Genomic DNA, 17,648 nt, shown 5'->3' on the forward strand with positions numbered 1-17,648 from the left:
ACCTCCAACCGCTCCCCGCTGTTTCGTGGAGGGGAGTGAAAAAGCAATCTTGACTAATTTTAATACCAAAAAAATCCTATGTTGCAAGTGTCTGCTAAATCTAATATTGCTTCAGAAACGGTAATTAATGTTTCTAACCTCAATCATTATTTTGGTGATGGAGGGCTGCGTAAACAAGCCTTATTTGATATTAATTTGGAGATTAAAGCTGGCGAAATTGTGATTATGACGGGGCCTTCCGGTTCAGGGAAAACTACCCTGTTGTCACTGATGGGGGGCTTGCGTTCTGCCCAAGAAGGGAGTTTGCAAATTTTAGGACAAGAAATGTGCAGTGCGAGTAAAGGACAATTAACTAAGTTGCGTCGCCAAATTGGTTATATTTTTCAGGCGCATAACCTGATGACTTTTTTAACCGCCAAAGAAAATGTACGGATGTCTTTAGAGTTGCATGAAGATTATTTGCAAGGAGATATTAACGCCAAAGCTATAGCTATGTTGGAAACTGTTGGTTTGGGAAATCGTGTCGATTACTATCCAGAGAGTTTATCAGGGGGACAAAAGCAACGGGTTGCTATTGCCCGCGCTTTAGTTAGTCATCCTCAAATAGTATTAGCTGACGAACCCACAGCAGCACTTGATAAAAAATCTGGACGTGATGTGGTGGAATTAATGCAAAAATTAGCTAAAGAACAAAATTGTACCATTTTGCTAGTCACCCACGATAACCGGATTCTCGATATAGCTGATCGCATCGTTTACATGGAAGATGGTCAATTGAAGAATGATGGAGTAGATATTGGAGTCAAAGTAAATTAATACTCTTTTATTTAAAGATAATTTCCTCCCGGATTTCCAGATTAAGAGTGTTTTGAATTTTCAAAAGTTTTGTCAAACTAGCACTAGCATATCCATTTGCTTCATCACGTTGTACCTGTTGAGGTTTAACTCCTAAAAGTTTGGCAAAACTCTCTTGAGTGTGTCCGCGAATAATCCGCGCTTTGATTAGTGCTTCTGGTAATTTATCTAAACTATCATATTGCAAGCGCTCAATTTTATCTTGATTATTTTTGAGATTTTCGTACTCTTTTATGTCTTGAGTAAACTCCTCAATTTGGCTTTGTAAAGATTCTAAATAAGCTTCGTAGCATATCTGTTCATTTTCATCTTCTGGCACTAGGTTACTTTTAAGTTGAGCTATTGCCAACTCAAATTTTTTCATTTGTGCCTTAGTAATACTGTACTGCCATTCATTTAAAATCATAGTGTTTAACCTATAAATCATTTGTTTAGTTGTGGCATTACCTAACAATTAAAATTAATTAGGTAATGCTAATTCATTACTTTATTGCTGATTTTGAATGATCAGTAATCAACCTCAGCAAAAAATATTTCGCCTCCTATTCTTACAGATTAACTGCAACTATACCTTTGATATTGCTATTTTTATCTCGCTGAAAAAAATCCAAATACGTAGTAAAAGGATCAATCTGAAAGTCTGCCATGAAAAATTCACCGCGATACTTATTTTTCTGTTCAAACCTTCCATTGCTAGACTTTAAGAGAATAGGGTCTAGTTTTTGCAAGAGTTTAAAATCTACGTGATTTTTTTCGTAACAAACATCGAAGTCATTAGGAAGTCTTTTAGTAGTTACAAAACTTCCACCTATATAAATTCTCTGACAACCACATTGCTTTAATATCTCACACCCTTGTTTGAGTCCAAATAAAAGATTTTTTCGGCGTTTGTTGTAAGCTAGATACTCTTCAATTTCCTCCCAAGTGGCCAAATGAATACCTGGTAATAAATTGCCATTTTGGTCGAATGTAAAAGTCATAATTAATTTTGATTCCAGAATTTTGCATTATTCCTCCAATAAATTCAATAAATTCACCGATTAGACTTAAATAGAATTAGACATCAGCTTGTGATTTACAAAGCTTTGATACTTATTTCTAGATTAATTTGTCGGTGTTAATAGAAGAATTTACGGCTTATGTGAATTAGTATTGAAACTCTTGTGATTTCGTTGATAATTCCAAAATTATCGTGTTGGGAAACCCTGGAAAAACTTATAAAACAACAAGATTTTTCAACTCACGTAAAGGCGTAATTGGCGTTGCATATTTGTGGGCTGATAGGGGCTGGAAACATTAAAATTCTGTTCCGCAGTCAATAAAATCATTCCATTATTCAGCAACGGCGCGTAATTTTGTAGTTGAATACAATGAAATTCTTCTATATCTAATAATAGTACAACAAAATTGTTGTGTCAATATATGAGCTAACAAGAAATTCAAAATTAATCTCTACCAAAAAACTCGCAGCCATTAAGCAATGCAGACACGATTGTAAAATAACGCACTCTCCTCCCAGACATCCCCTACTTATAGTTGTCTCTAAGCAACAATCTGTTAATCTAGCATTGTTGAGAATTGGCAAAATAGTGAATGGAAATTAATAATCTGTTTAAATCGGGTGGGGTGGTCATGTGGCCACTGCTGTTTTTTTCAGTATTAGCAGTGGCGCTAATTATTGAACGTATCACCTTTTGGGTAAGGCTAAGTGGTCGTCAAAATCGAGTAGTCCGGGAGGTGCTAAAGTTTTATCGTCAAGGTAATGTAGTTAGTGCTTTAGATCATTTGCACAACAATGCTGATTTACCCGTCGCCCGGATTTTTTTAGCAGCTTTAGAATTAGAAGAACCAACCCCAGAGGAATTCCGCTTGGCTTTAGAAAGTGAAGCACAGGGAGAAATTCCTTTACTCAAAAGGTTCCAAAACATTTTTGATACAATTATTGGTCTTGCTCCCCTGTTGGGACTTCTCGGCACAGTTTTGGGGTTAATTGCTTCTTTTGCTTCTTTAAATATTGGCGATGTCGGTGGTACACAAACCGCTGGTGTCACGTCTGGGATTAGTGAAGCCTTGGTATCCACAGCTTCAGGTTTAGTTGTTGCTATCATTACTCTTTTCTTTGCCAATACCTTTCGGGGACTCTATATAAGGCAGATTGCTTGGATTCAAGAATATGGTGGACAGTTAGAATTACTTTACCGCCGTAGCTATGAAAGAGGGGATAAATAACGCTCTGACGCTATGATGCGGAGATTTTTTTTGATCAGCAATTAGCCAGACTTGATATTAGATAGTATTCTGAAATTATCAATAACTGTTTTGGCTACTTGATTTTGAGGAGATAATCTATGACTATTTGGGTAAATGAGCAAATTGATCCATCGGGTATGATTTATGCCTGCATTGCCTGTTGCAATGAATCTCAGGCTCAAGATTGTCATGAGTCCTTTAAGAAAGGTTTAACTGAGAAACAAAAATCTGATGGTTGGGTGGCACAATTAAGGTTAGTCGATTCTTGGGATCAAGTCCCAGTCAATGCGTTAAAACTCAATTAATCTTTTTTTACACACCTGTCAGCACTACATTTACCAAGTCGAAGGATTTTGGATCAATCCCATTAGCAAGTAACCTTGGTGTTCAAAATTAAAAATTAAAAATTAAAAACAGTTGCAGTAGGGGACACTTACCCCAACTCAACTGAGACTACTTGTAGAGGTATGGGTCTCAAACCCTTGAATTTATGATGAGGATTTGAGATTTTTTAGATTTATGATGGAAAATGCACAAGATTTACACACATAGTTTTGAGAAACCTTAAATATCAGAAAAAATTGCTGATTTTTTGGAACTTTTCAGAGTTATGATCTTGAAATAACAAACTTGCAAAACCCGAATAAATGTGGTGAATTATTCCAGCGTTTGCACTTCGGAGCAAGGCTGTCCCATGAATTTAGTTGGCAAAACGGGACAAGCGGTTCAAATTTCCATTCATAATCCTAGCCAATATATCTGTGCCAACTGCGAACAGATATTGCCAGATTGGAAACAGCAGCAGTTTTTATGGGTTGTGGTTGTCTTGCAGCAATCACGATATCCATTGGTGGAAAAAACAGCGCAAGTAGAGACAGAGAAAGAACGATTGCGAGAAAAGTTTATGCGGTTTGGTTGCGATTTGTCTTTTAATTTGCGCGATCGCGGTTATTTGACAGACCTCATCGATCCTCGTACTGGCTATCCTTTACTTTCCCATCCTGGTGCAGTTCCCCACGACGACACAGCTGTGGCTACAGCTTTACTCAATTATCCTGTCATCAAAAATAAATGCCGTGTGCTAGTTCATCCTCAATGGGGTACTGCTGTTTATCCTAGCGTTTTGCTTTCCGAAGCTCCCCCAGAGATGATTGAATTGGTAACGAGAGCGATCGCTCCTCTACACGGTTGGACGGAGTTACCACATTAGTATAAGGGATTTCCAAATCAAAACATATCCTATAGACAATAATCGTGAATGCACAATTATGAGATGAGAAAAAACCTAACAATAAAGACTGAGTTTTAAGTTTGCCGCAGACATCGCTCACAATAGATATGTGCCACGCGATCGCCTGGATTTTTCTGCAAACAATATGCAAATAAACGGGCTGCATCTTCTAATTTGCTTTGATTATAAAGTGATAAAGCCTCTGTAAATATGGGCAAAGTAGCTAATTTTTGGTTTTTGATTTCTGCTAAATCGGCATCGAATACTTCATAAACTGTTACTGCTTGAGATTTACCTTTTACTTTGACTGTATCAATAATTCTCATATCATAGTTACTGGGATTTTTTAATCTTGAATAAGTTTGTTCGGTAATTAATAGGGATACTCCATAATTTTTAGTTAAATTTTCCACACGAGAAGCTAAATTCACTGCATCACTAATTACTGTACCATCCATACGATTTTGTCCGCCCACAGTTCCTAACATTAAAGAACCTGTATTAATGCCAATACCAATTTTTAATTCAGGACGGTTAGGTCTACCCCTGATAGTATTATATTCGATCAGTAGTTGCAACATTGCAATAGCTGCTTTAACTGCATTATCAGCTTCCCCACTAAATAAAGCCATAATTGCATCACCAATATATTTATCAATAAAGCCATTATTTTCAGTAATCATAGGCTCCATACGCGAAAGATAGGAATTGATAAACTTGAAATTATCTTCTGGTGTCATACTTTCTGAAAGTTGAGTGAAGTCGCGGATATCAGAAAATAGTACCGACATTTCTAACTGTACTTGATCACCTAATTTAACATCAACTATGCTGGACTTATTTAAAAACTGAAGAAATTGACGCGGTACAAACCGTTCGTAAGCTTGGTTGAGTTTTGCCATTTCATTGTAGAGTCTAGCATTCTCTATAGAAATAGCTGCTTCCGCTGAAAGTAAATTTAAAACTTCTACTCTTTCAGATGTAAAAGCTCCTGTAGTCAGATTATTTTCTAGATAAACAATACTAATTAGTTTGCTTTGATTAATTAAGGGTACACACAAAATCGATTTAGGTTTAACGGTTTGGATATAGTGATCACTAGTAAAATTTCCGCTACAAGTCGCATCATTTAAAACCACAGTTTCTTTTGTGCGAGCAACATAATTAACAATTGCTTCGGAAAGAATTTTACAATTATTTACAGGTAGGGACTGCAAGAAAGTAACATCCTCAGAGTTAATACTTCCTTCTGCCTCAATTAGTAGCTTTTCTTGATAAAATAAAATTAGATAACCTGTTTGTGCGCCCACATTTTCAATAAGAATTTTCATCAAACTAGATAGTAATTTATCTAGCATTATTTCACCGGAAATAGCTTGAGTAGCTTTCATCACTGTAGCAATATCCAGGGTTGCTGCCGAGTCAGTAGTAGTTATATTCGTAGAAGTTTTAATGTCTTTAATTCCACCTGTAATTGTAGTTAATAACTGAGAGTAATTTTTATCTAAATGTTTAACTTTAGCTTTTGCTCCCCATATTTGATAACAATAACGAGCTTCCTGCATATAGGCTTTTGCTGTTAATTCTTTTCCTTGAGATAGATAAAATTTAGCAGCTAATTCATAAGCAAGAGCAGCTTCGTGAATATATTCGTTTTCTTTAGCAAGTGATATAGCTTGGTCATAATAATCTATAGCTTGAGAATTTTTGCCTTGAATTCGGCAAAGTTCAGCCTCTACCAGTAAATATTTGTGTAAATAATTAATCGGGGCATAATGCGCCCATTTTTTCATTTTTTTATGATAAGTTAGTACTTTATTGATTAACTTTTTATGTTCAGATAACGGAGAGTAAGTCAGGTAAGCTAAACAAGCTAGGGCATCATAAAAATAAAAATAAGTAATAGTATAAGAACTTGTTATTCCTTCTAAATGCTCTTGAGCAAATTCTCCATTAGTCAATGCTTTTTCAATCTCACCAAATAAGTAAAAAAGCATTAATTTATTAACATAATAGTTAGCTAGAGCATGATGATCATTTTGGTTTTTAATAATAGGAAGATTTAACTCTTCATTATAAACACTACCAATAAGGTTACAAGGATTTTTTTGTTTGTCAAGCAAATTAATAACTATTTGATGATATAGTTTTTGTCCATCGATCACTCTTTCTTGTTTCATTTTTATCATTTGCTGAGTATAAAAATTCATTTCTTCTGCTAATACTGTTAAAGATAAACCACTAAAAAAAGCATAAGAACAATAAAAGTAAGCAGAATAAACAGCATATTCTATATCTCCATTTTCTAATCCAATATGATAAACCTCTTTGATAGATGGCAAAATTTCTTTGATAGAATCTTTCCAAGGTCTAATAAAAAGTTCGACAATCATTTTTGTTCTAGCTGTTACTTTCTGATATTGAATTTGAGAAAGTAATTTAAGAGCAAGTTGTCCAAACTGAAAACCGCCTTCAATATCTTCGATTAGTCCACAAAGAAATAATCCATAGCAACTATAAGCAAAAGCAGATTGAGCCGTATTTCCCAGTTTAATAGATAGTCTAACTTGTTGGAAAACCATTAGTAAAAATACTAATAAGTCAGTTGAATAAGAAGTAGAAATAATTGTACTACTAATACCCATCACTGTTTGAGCATGGATATCACCCATCTGTGGTAAATTTTCTAAACTAGAAATAGATTTATTGGCTGTAATGAGTTTTGTTTGTAAAAATTCCCAGAAAATAGTTAGTTTATTTAGTTGTTTTGGTAATTTTATTCCTAAAAGTTTAATGACTGCCAAGCCTTGATTATTTGCTTCATTTAAGTTATATTGTGCAATATAAGCGAGTATTTTTATCTCATAAAATTTTACTTGATCTAATACATTTGTCACTTGTAAAAGTGCTTCGTTTATTAACTGATCCATTAATATAAAATTGGTATTAAAATAAGCAGATTCCACTGCTTCTTGATAAAGTGATAAACTTAATTCATATTGTTTTTGCCACCTATCATCTCCCAAAAGCTGTATTCCTATTTGTAAATAAGTTAAAGCAGATTGATAAGCTACTGATGCTTTGGCTTTTTTACCTGCTTTTAAATTTAATTTAACTAATTCATTTTTTTCTGATTGATTAACTAACAAGGATAGAGTAAAGTTTAATTGATTAACAATATCAAAAATTTTTTCTTCCTGTTGTTCATTGAAACTATTCTGTAAAAGAATTTTACCAATTTTTTGATGAATAATTGGTTTTTCTGCTTCAGAAATTAATGAATAAGTGGCTTGTTGGATTCTATCATGAGTAAATTTATACTCTGGTAATGGATATTTGTTAGATTCAGGATTGAGAAGTGCTAATTCTATTTCTTCATTACTGTCAAAAGATACAATTAAATTGTAATTAATTGCAGGTTGTAAATTATCAACTATTTCTCTAAAAGATTGTTTGGTAAGTAACGCCAATTTAATAATATCAAACTGATTACCAATACAAGCAGAAAATTTTAATAATTCTTGAGTATTTTCTGGTAGGTTTTTAATTTTACCTGCCATTAATTCCACTACGTTATCAGTAAAATTTCTTTGTTGAATTTGTTTTAAATCCCATTGCCAAGTTAAAGATTTAATGTCAAATTTTAATAATTGTTCTGTGGCTAAAGATTTCAAAAACTCATTAATAAAAAATGGATTTCCTTCTGTTTTAATTTGCACTAGTTTAGCTAAATCTTTGACATTCTCTGGTTGATTTTTAAGGGTATCAGCAATGATTTCTGTAACGGTATTTAAGTTTAAAGGTGATAGAAAAATTCGATTAATAATGACTCCTGTTTTACCGATTTCTTCTAAAGTCAACATTAATGGATGCACCGCAGAAACTTCATTATCTCGATAAGCACCAATTAGAAATAATCCCGGTGAACCTGCACTCATTAGCAATTGCATTAATTTTAAAGATGCTCCATCTGCCCATTGTAAATCATCTAAAAATATGGCTAGAGGATGTTTAGGTTTAGTAAAAACTTTGATAAAGTTCTGAAATACTAAATTAAATCGATTTTGAGTTTCAGTAAGTCCGAGTTCTATTACTGTGGGTTGCTTACCAATAATTAATTCTACTTCAGGAATTACTTCTATAATAATTTGCCCATTTATGCCTAAGGCTGCCAAGAGTTTTTCTCGCCATTCCTTCAGCTTTTCTTCCCTTTCTGTCAACAGTTGTTTGACTAATGCTTGAAAGGCTATCACAACAGCACTATAGGGGATATTCCGTTGATATTGATCAAATTTACCGGAAATAAAATAACCACGTTTTTGAGTAATTGGTTTATATATTTCCTGTACTAAAGCAGTTTTACCAATACCAGAATAGCCAGCAATTAAAATCATTTCATTTTGAAATGTAACTCGCTCAAAAGCTGTTATTAAACTATCAATTTCTCGCTCTCTACCATAAAGTTTTTGTGGTAATTGAAATTTGTCAGAAATATCTTGATTCGCTATGACAAAATTTGAGATACTGCCATGACTTTGTAATTGCTTTAAACATTCTTCTAGGTCTGTTTTTATTCCTAAAGCACTTTGATATCTTTCCTCTGCTGTTTTTGCCATTAATTTCATCACAATATTGGCAATAACTGGAGGGATATCTGGATTTATTTCACTGATATGTACAGGCTGTTTTGCGATATGACAATGCACTAGTTCTAGAGCATCATTTGTTACAAATGGTAGTTGATTTGTTAACAATTCATAAAGGGTAACACCAAGAGAATAAAAATCGGTACGATAATCTAAACTGCGGTTCATTCTTCCCGTTTGTTCGGGAGACATATAGGCAAGAGTACCTTCTAAAACGTGAGGATTTTTAATAGTTGGATTTTCTCTATTCAGTTTAGTAGAAATGCTAAAATCAATAATTTTTATCTTACTAGTTTCTGGATTTAAAACAATATTTGATGGGTTAATATCTTTGTGAATAATATTAGCTGCATGAATTTGTCCCAAGGTTTCAGTAGTAGTAATAGCAATTTTCAGAAATTCCTCTAATGTAAAGGATTTCTGTTGCATCCAAATTCTTAATGATTCTCCGCCAAAATCTTCGATTGACATGACGAGAGTATTTTGATATTTTTGTAAGTTATAGACTTTAACAACTCCTGTTAAATTTAAAGATTTAGTAATTTCATATTCGGTCTGATAGCGGGCAAGTTCTTGGGGTGTGGGATAGTTATTTTTCAGAACTTTCAGGATGATAGGTAGGTTGTCTTTTTTTGTTTTTCCTCGATAAACTAGGGAACTGTTACTTTCATAGATTTGAGTTTGAATAGAAATGCCAGGAACGGTAAACATATGGAGATTGCGCGGGGAAAACTATTTACGAATTAAATTATAATAATTTTACATTGCTTAACATGGTTTGATTTATTTCCGTCAGCTTACTGATTTTTCGGTCGTCGCAGTTGTTGAGAATTAATCGGTCCGAGAATTTGGTTTAAACTCCGTAATTGTTCGGCTGTCCCCATGCAAATCAGCGTATCTCCTGACATTAAAACTGTATCTCCAGTTGGTCCACCGATCAAATTGCCTTCAGTACGCCGAATAGCCAGAACTAATGCTCCAGATTGCGATCGCAATTTAGCTTTATGTAAACTTTGACCCACAAACGGACACTGAGACGAATCAAGTAAAAATTCTTCCATATATAACTGGCGGTCTGCACCAGTAAGAATCCCATCGACAAAGTCCAAAACTTGCGGTCTGAGGGCTGCGGCAGCCATCCGCTTACCTCCCGTAATATAAGGGGAAATCACAGCATCTGCACCGCCTCGTTGTAGCTTCTGCAAAGCTTCTTCTGTACTTGCCCGTGCGATCGCGCGAATTTCTGGATTCAGAGTTTTTGCTGATAAAACTATATATAAATTTTCCGCATCAGAAGGTAAAGCAGCCACAATACAAGTCGCTCTTTCAATGCCAACCTTCAACAGCGTATCATCTAAAGTCGCATCACCCTGGTATCCTGTGTAACCCTCGATCTGCGCCTTTTGTACAGATTCAACCTCCGCATCAATCACGACAAAAGTCACCCCTTCAGCCTGAAATTCCCTAGCTATCTGCCGCCCGGTTCGGCTAAATCCACAAATGATATAATGACCAGATAAGGATTCCATTAAGCGCCTTTGTTGTCGTAGTCTAATTCCTTCTTGAAAATAGCCTTCAATCACTGCTGCTGTAAATCTATTGACTATGTAACCGATATTGATTACACCCATCAAAATCAGGGCAATGGTAAACAATCTTCCTCGACTACCTAGTGGGTTGGTTTCTCCATAACCCACAGTAGCTAAGGTAATCACGGTCATGTAAGCTGCATCTTCCCATGACCAACCCTCCACTAGCCAGTACCATAAAGTACCAATTAGAAACACAAAACCCAGAGCAAACGCCCCAGCCATTAACTCTTTTTGAATAAGTTTATATTTTTGCTCAAGGGTAGAGTACACAGGCAATTAAAAATTAAAAATCAAGAATGAAAAATCAAAAATTACAAATGACAAATTCAAAATTACAAAACTTCTACTTCTGTCTATTTCACTCCCTAAATAAAAATAAATTTTGAAAGATTTCCAAGAACCTAGTAAAGTATTACGATAAAGGATTTTCAGGAGGTGCGGTAGTGAAATTCCCAAGTCTAGTTGAACAAGCCACGATCCTTAAAGAGTCAGGTTTTATGTCATCCACACCCTTTGATGCAGATAGTTTCAACCAGGCGGTTATGTCCACTTATGGACGGTTTCCCTTGGCCTTAGAACGGGGTGCTGGTTGTCGTGTTTGGGATACCCAAGGCAAGGAATATCTAGATTTTGTTGCGGGTATTGCAACTTGTACTCTAGGACACGCCCACCCAGCAATGGTAGAGGCAGTGACACGCCAAATCCAGAAATTGCATCATGTCTCTAATTTGTACTATATTCCCGAACAGGGTGAATTAGCCAAATGGATTGTTGATCATTCTTGTGCAGATCGGGTATTTTTCTGTAACTCTGGTGCTGAAGCTAACGAAGCAGCAATTAAACTAGCGCGGAAATATGCCCACACTGTCCTAGACATTGCCCACCCCATAATTTTAACTGCCCATGCCAGTTTCCACGGTCGGACTTTAGCCACCGTTACCGCTACAGGCCAAGCAAAGTATCAAAAATATTTTGATCCTTTAGTTCCTGGTTTCCACTATATAAATTACAACGACATTAGAGCAGTGGAAGCTGCTGTTACTGAGTTAGATGAAGGTAATTATCGCGTCGGGGCGATTTTAATTGAACCTTTGCAAGGTGAAGGTGGTGTTCGTCCTGGTGATGTGGCATATTTTAAAAGGCTGCGGCAGATTTGTGATGAAACTGGCATTTTGTTAATTTTCGACGAAGTGCAAGTGGGAATGGGACGCAGTGGTAAATTATGGGGTTATGAACATCTGGGCGTAGAACCTGATATTTTCACCAGTGCGAAAGGTTTGGGAGGTGGTATTCCCATCGGTGCAATGATGAGTAAGAAATTCTGCGATATTTTCCAGCCAGGAGAACACGCTAGTACATTTGGCGGTAATCCTTTTGTCTGTGGTGTGGCGCTGAGTGTGTGTCAGACTTTGGAAAAAGAGAATATTTTGCAGAATGTTGAGGAACAGGGCGCACATTTGCGAGAGGGTTTAAGAGCGATCGCTCTCAAATATCCTCACCATATCTCAGAAGTGCGCGGTTGGGGTTTAATCAACGGTTTGGAACTCAAAGCCGATATTCCCTTAACAGCAGCTGAAGTTGTCAACGCTGCCATTAATGAGGGTTTATTACTCGTCCCCGCAGGCCCCAAAGTCATCCGATTTGTTCCTCCTCTCATTGTCACAGAAGCCGAAATCAATCAAGCATTGCACGCTGTAGAAAAGGCATTAGCTAAAGTCACAGCTTAGATAATTGATAATTCGTAATTCGTAATTCGTAATTTAAGAATTATCAATTACGAATTATTTTATCTAAAAATAGGAAAAATATGTCAGTGACAGTAATTATTTGTTGTCTAAGTATTTTCATTCTTGGCTTAATAGTAGATAGTCATTCCAAAACTGGAAATTTATCTCCTAGAAAAAATTCTAGAAAAAGTTCTCAAAAAAATTATATTTCTAACAAAAAGCCCAGCAAAAATTCCAACTCTAGCGACTATTCCCATAACAGTGATAATTGGTCTAGTGGCGATGCTTGGAGTTCTCATCATGATAGTAGCTATCACAGTGGAGACAGTTGTGATGGTGGTGGATCTGATGGTGGTGGATCTGATGGGGGCTGTGATAGTGGTGGAGATTAAATTCCTAACTTCAATTTATTCAAGTATTAACCAATCACTAATACCAATTCTGTGTAAAGTTGCGCCAAATAAATACCGTAGAGACGAGAATCCCTACCCATGGAACGTCTCTAAATCCGCGAATAAAGAGCATCCTCATAAAGAAATGGTATAACAAATAATTTCAGGTGAATTATCATGAAATGCAATAAGAAATTTGTTTGGTCTTTCAACGATAGAACTTCTATTTATCTAGATGACTGTAATGTTCTAGATGGAGGGGAGCTTTTCCAATTTTCTTCGGAATTAGAAGCAGAAGCTTTTTTTGACCAATGTGTTAAAGAATTACTAGCAGATGGTTGGCGTGAACAATCTATTGACAACGACGAAGAAAACAAAGATTTTACACTATATCAAGTAGATCAAATCTATTTAGCATTGGAATCACGACTAGATGAATTTGCTAATGCAACCGCCAAACCTTATATAGAAATAACTGCACATTCAACTCCAGAAACTACTTTATGGCAAAGTAAATTTGGCGGTTTACCTTATTTCCCTAAACATCTGGAATATCCCACAACTCCAGACGGTATTCCACTTAATCTTTTAGCACAAATCAATTTTGCAGAAACTCCGAAAATAGAAGATTTTCCCGAAAAAGGCATTCTTCAGTTTTATATTGACACAGCAGGAGAAATGACAACCTATGGACTAGAGGATAATCCGCAATTAGCACAAACTACTTTTCGAGTTTTGTATTTTCCTGAAATAGATTTAAATATTGATCATTTACTGAATAATTTCGATTTTGTGCCGGAGTTTCTAGGCCCATTAGAAGAAGAACAATGTTTAGCTTTGACTTTTGCCGTCAAATCTCATCCGATAAGTATTACAGATTACCAGTTTAAGGACTTTTATAAAAGATATTTTTCTATTTTTCAACAGACTAATTTAACAGAAGCCATGAAGATGTCTTTGGAAGAAATAGCTGATGATTTTATATATGAGTATAGAGAAAAATATGAACATTTATTAGAAGGACACCGTTTAGGAGGATACCCAGGATTTGCACAGGACGATAGGCGTTATTCTTTTATGCAAGAAGAAGGTTATGACTTTCTATTATTCCAAATGGACTCTGAGCATGAGCACTCAATCATGTGGGGAGATATGGGTGTAGGTCACTTTTTTATTCAGCCTTCTGCAATCAAACGTTTAGATTTTTCTAAGGTTCTTTACACCTATGCTTGTAGTTGAGGGTAGGTGCGTTATATTTACCGAAAAAGAGTATCTTCATCATGAAATTTTCTGAAAATATACAGTGCTACTATTGATGGAGAAAAAGACCAAGAATTAGGATTAACTAAAAAAGGGTTACACCCAGATGTATTTTACTACCTATTCTTTAAGTCTGAGGACAATAACTTTATTGTTAGAATAGTATTTTATGGTGACTTTACATTTTTAGCTTTTCGGCAAAATAAACAAACTAGTCCGAGTTCTATAATTTTTGCGGTATAACAACCGTGGTACGGCGGAAGTTTGATCCCACTCTTGTTTCTCTATTTCTTTGCGTCTGGAGCGTCTGGAGTGTGAGAGAAAAAAGATGTAGTTCATTTACCTCAAAATCACTGTAAACAGTATTTCTTAACCCATAAATAACAATATAAAATTTAGGAGCAGTCATGCAACAATCTCTCAAACCGACCAGCGACCGCGCTTATGATATCTTACAAACAGAGAGAATTAATCCCCTAGATGCTATCTTCACACCTCAGACAGTAGCTGTAATTGGAGCCAGTGAAAAAGCTGGAAGCGTAGGAAGAACTCTCCTTTGGAACTTAATTAGTAATCCCTTTGGGGGAACAGTTTTTCCTATTAATCCCCAAAGGCATAGTGTTCTAGGAATTAAAGCCTATGCTAGTATTTTTGATGTTCCCGAAAAGATAGATTTAGCAGTCATAGCTACACCAGCAGCCACCGTCCCCAAGATCATATCTGATTGTGTGGATATAGGTGTAAAAGGAGCAATTATTATTTCCGCTGGTTTTAAAGAAGCTGGGGAAAAAGGTATAGCTTTAGAACAAGAAATCCTCCAACAAGCACACCGAGGAAAAATTAGAATTATCGGTCCTAATTGTTTAGGTGTAATGAGTCCGCGCACAGGTTTAAATGCTACCTTTGCAAGTACAATGGCGCGTCCTGGAAATGTTGGTTTTATCAGCCAAAGTGGGGCTTTATGTACATCAATTCTGGACTGGAGTTTACAGGAAAACGTTGGTTTTAGTGCCTTCGTTTCCATCGGTTCAATGTTAGATATAAATTGGGGTGATTTGATTTATTATCTTGGGGATGATCCCCATACTAAAAGTATTGTAATTTATATGGAATCCATTGGGGATGCGCGTTCATTCCTATCAGCAGCGCGAGAAGTGGCTTTAACAAAACCGATAATTGTGATTAAAGCCGGTCGTACCGCAGCCGCAGCCAAAGCAGCCGCTTCTCACACAGGTGCATTAGCAGGAAGTGATGCTGTATTAGATGCAGCTTTTCATCGTTGTGGGGTATTACGAGTTAATAGTATTTCTGATTTATTTGATATGTCGGAAGTATTAGCAAAACAACCCCGTCCCAAAGGTTCACGGTTGACGATTTTAACTAATGCTGGAGGTCCGGGAGTATTAGCAACAGATACATTAATTGAAAGCGGAGGAGAACTTGCATCTATTTCTCCGGAAATAATGACTTCTTTGAATGAGATTTTACCAGCACAATGGAGTCATAATAACCCAATTGATATTTTAGGAGATGCTGATCCCCAACGTTATACAAAAGCCTTAGAAATTGCAGCAAAAGATCCCAATAGTGATGGTTTGTTAGTGATTTTAACACCCCAAGCAATGACAGATCCTACCCAAACAGCGGAACAATTGAAACCCTACGCGCAAATGTCGAATAAACCGATTTTAGCAAGTTGGATGGGTGGTGCTGATGTAGCTGAGGGAGAACAAATTCTGAACAGTCAAGGTATTCCCACATACTCTTATCCCGATACAGCAGCGCGGATATTTAGTTATATGTGGAAGTCGAGTTATAACCTGCGCGGTATTTATGAAACTCCGGTTTTACCTACATTAACTTGTGATGCTAATACTCGAAATTGTGCCATAGTCGAGAATATTATTCAAGCTGCAAGAACAGCAGGAAGAACAATTCTCACCGAATTTGAATCTAAGGAAATTTTAGCCGCTTATGGTATTCCTGTGGTTGCTGGTTGCATTGCTGAAAGTGCAGATAAAGCAGTTGAATGTGCAGAAAATATTGGTTATCCGGTTGTTTTAAAACTTTATTCTCAGACAATTACTCATAAAACTGATGTGGGTGGTGTTCAGTTAAATATACAAAATGCAGAAGCTGTAAAACTTGCTTATCAAAAGATTGAAACATCGGTAAAAGAGAAAGCCAACGCCGACGATTTTCTGGGTGTAACTGTACAGCCAATGGTAAAAACCGATGGTTATGAATTGATTATTGGGAGTAGTTTAGATCCGCAATTTGGACCAGTGTTGTTGTTTGGGGCTGGGGGACAATTGGTAGAAATTTTTCAAGATAGTGCGATCGCACTTCCTCCTCTCAATACTACCCTAGCACGGCGCATGATGGAACAAACCAAAATTTACAAAGCCTTGCAAGGAGTCAGAGGACGTAAAAGTATTGACATCGCTGCCCTGGAAGAATTAATGGTAGAATTTAGTCAATTAGTTGTGGAACAACCTGGGATTAAAGAAATTGATATTAATCCATTGTTAGCTATTCCCCCCACTCCTGTAAATCCTGGGGGATTAATTGCTTTAGATGCGCGGATAGTTTTGCATTCTGCTAATGTTGAAAAAAATCAATTACCCAAATTAGCAATTCGTCCCTATCCTAGTCAATATATTAGTAATTGGAAATTGGAAAATGGGACACCAATTACTATTCGTCCCATTCGTCCTGAAGACGAACCATTAATGATACAATTTCACAAAACTCTATCGGAAGAAAGTGTTTATTTCCGCTATTTCCACCTGATTAAATTGAGTCAACGCATCACCCATGAACGACTGACTCGGATATGCTTTATTGACTATGACAGAGAAATGGCTTTAGTCGCAGAATACCAAAATCCCGAAACAGAAAACAGGGAAATATTAGCAGTAGGAAGATTAAGTAAATTACATGGGAGTGATGCAGCGGAGTTTGCTATGCTGGTGAGCGATCGCTTTCAGTGTCAAGGTTTAGGGACAGAATTAGTCCGCCGATTACTAGAAGTTGGTAAAAATGAGAAAATCTGCTGTATCTATGCTGATATTTTGGCTGATAATTTAGGTATGCAGCGAATCTGTGAAAAACTCGGTTTCCGAATCGAAACCACAACCGATGCCACAGTATTAAGAGCGGAAATTCAACTGAGGAACAAATGACTATGGATGCTCAATTAGCAACTAAAGAAATCCAAGAAATGCGGGAATTAATGCAAGATTACGCCCCCGCACAAGCAGCAATGGATAAATTGATCATCCACAATGGCAATATAGAAACCACTTTCGAGGATTTATGGGTAGAAAAAAATGGACAGTCACGAACCTTGGTTGAGGATAAATCCCTCTGGCAAGTAACATTAAAAGTATTGCGGAGAGAACTTTGTGGTGATGAAGGTTTTCGCAGTCAAATCAAAGAATACAGTAAAAATCCAGGAAGTGCGCCTTTACTAACAGGATTGATTGTTTCCCTCGTTGGTTTAGCAGGTTTACCAATTGATCCAGCTATTGCAACAGTGGTTGTTTTGTATATCCTAAAAATAGGCTTAAATATCTTTTGCGAATACACAGAACCCCCTGCTGATAGTGCGCTAACTCTCCCCCCAGCAAAGTAATTATTTCTGTTGTAGGGCTGGGGTTAATCAACAGTAAGCTAAAAGCTAACAATTATTA

At 36.3% G+C, this 17,648-nt stretch carries 13 protein-coding genes; 9 read left to right on the top strand and 4 right to left on the bottom strand.

Annotated features, from left to right (window positions below):
* Positions 1 to 78: 78 nt before the first annotated feature.
* Positions 79 to 816, top strand: a complete 738-nt coding sequence (locus H6G68_RS03735) for a DevA family ABC transporter ATP-binding protein (RefSeq protein WP_190905414.1) — start codon at positions 79 to 81, stop codon at positions 814 to 816.
* A 7-nt stretch (positions 817 to 823) separates the two neighbouring features.
* Here H6G68_RS03735 and H6G68_RS03740 read toward each other — a convergent pair whose 3' ends face one another.
* Positions 824 to 1,261 carry a helix-turn-helix transcriptional regulator gene (locus tag H6G68_RS03740; protein ID WP_190905415.1) on the bottom strand — a complete coding sequence of 146 codons (438 nt, stop codon included), beginning with the start codon at positions 1,259 to 1,261 and terminating at the stop codon, positions 824 to 826.
* Positions 1,262 to 1,403: 142 nt separating this feature from the next.
* Complete coding sequence (locus H6G68_RS03745; RefSeq protein ID WP_190905416.1) at positions 1,404 to 1,835, bottom strand: DUF6932 family protein; 432 nt, start codon at positions 1,833 to 1,835, stop codon at positions 1,404 to 1,406.
* A gap of 613 nt (positions 1,836 to 2,448) precedes the next feature.
* Here H6G68_RS03745 and H6G68_RS03750 point away from each other — a divergent pair.
* From H6G68_RS03750 to H6G68_RS03760, 3 genes are all read left to right on the top strand, one after another.
* Positions 2,449 to 3,084: a MotA/TolQ/ExbB proton channel family protein gene (locus tag H6G68_RS03750; RefSeq protein WP_190905417.1), complete on the top strand. Its 636-nt coding sequence runs from the start codon at positions 2,449 to 2,451 to the stop codon at positions 3,082 to 3,084.
* 119 nt (positions 3,085 to 3,203) lie between these two features.
* On the top strand, positions 3,204 to 3,410 hold the full coding sequence (locus H6G68_RS03755) for a glycogen debranching protein (RefSeq protein WP_190905418.1): 207 nt from the start codon (positions 3,204 to 3,206) through the stop codon (positions 3,408 to 3,410).
* 389 nt (positions 3,411 to 3,799) lie between these two features.
* On the top strand, positions 3,800 to 4,315 hold the full coding sequence (locus H6G68_RS03760) for a methylmalonic aciduria and homocystinuria type D protein (RefSeq protein WP_190905419.1): 516 nt from the start codon (positions 3,800 to 3,802) through the stop codon (positions 4,313 to 4,315).
* 95 nt (positions 4,316 to 4,410) lie between these two features.
* Here H6G68_RS03760 and H6G68_RS03765 read toward each other — a convergent pair whose 3' ends face one another.
* Together H6G68_RS03765 and H6G68_RS03770 are read right to left on the bottom strand one after the other, a co-directional pair.
* Positions 4,411 to 9,693 carry an AAA family ATPase gene (locus H6G68_RS03765; RefSeq protein ID WP_190905420.1) on the bottom strand — a complete coding sequence of 1,761 codons (5,283 nt, stop codon included), beginning with the start codon at positions 9,691 to 9,693 and terminating at the stop codon, positions 4,411 to 4,413.
* A gap of 86 nt (positions 9,694 to 9,779) precedes the next feature.
* Complete coding sequence (locus H6G68_RS03770; protein WP_339327834.1) at positions 9,780 to 10,844, bottom strand: potassium channel family protein; 1,065 nt, start codon at positions 10,842 to 10,844, stop codon at positions 9,780 to 9,782.
* Between the two features lie 227 nt (positions 10,845 to 11,071).
* On the opposite strand from H6G68_RS03770, the gene H6G68_RS03775 reads away from it, so the two are divergent.
* From H6G68_RS03775 to H6G68_RS03795, 5 genes are all read left to right on the top strand, one after another.
* Complete coding sequence (locus tag H6G68_RS03775) at positions 11,072 to 12,301, top strand: aspartate aminotransferase family protein (RefSeq protein ID WP_199332491.1); 1,230 nt, start codon at positions 11,072 to 11,074, stop codon at positions 12,299 to 12,301.
* 80 nt (positions 12,302 to 12,381) lie between these two features.
* Positions 12,382 to 12,693 carry a hypothetical protein gene (locus H6G68_RS03780; protein WP_190905422.1) on the top strand — a complete coding sequence of 104 codons (312 nt, stop codon included), beginning with the start codon at positions 12,382 to 12,384 and terminating at the stop codon, positions 12,691 to 12,693.
* A gap of 177 nt (positions 12,694 to 12,870) precedes the next feature.
* A complete protein-coding gene (locus tag H6G68_RS03785; RefSeq protein WP_190905423.1) occupies positions 12,871 to 13,932 on the top strand; it encodes a YwqG family protein in 1,062 nt (353 codons plus the stop codon).
* Positions 13,933 to 14,360: 428 nt separating this feature from the next.
* Positions 14,361 to 17,138, top strand: coding sequence for a bifunctional acetate--CoA ligase family protein/GNAT family N-acetyltransferase (locus H6G68_RS03790; RefSeq protein WP_190905424.1), 2,778 nt, complete (start codon positions 14,361 to 14,363; stop codon positions 17,136 to 17,138).
* A gap of 2 nt (positions 17,139 to 17,140) precedes the next feature.
* Entirely contained in the window at positions 17,141 to 17,590 is a 450-nt protein-coding gene (locus H6G68_RS03795; protein ID WP_190905508.1) for a hypothetical protein, read from the top strand.
* Positions 17,591 to 17,648 lie beyond the last annotated feature (58 nt).

It is taken from the genome of Anabaena catenula FACHB-362, assembly GCF_014698735.1.
Lineage (GTDB): Bacteria > Cyanobacteriota > Cyanobacteriia > Cyanobacteriales > Nostocaceae > Anabaena > Anabaena variabilis_A.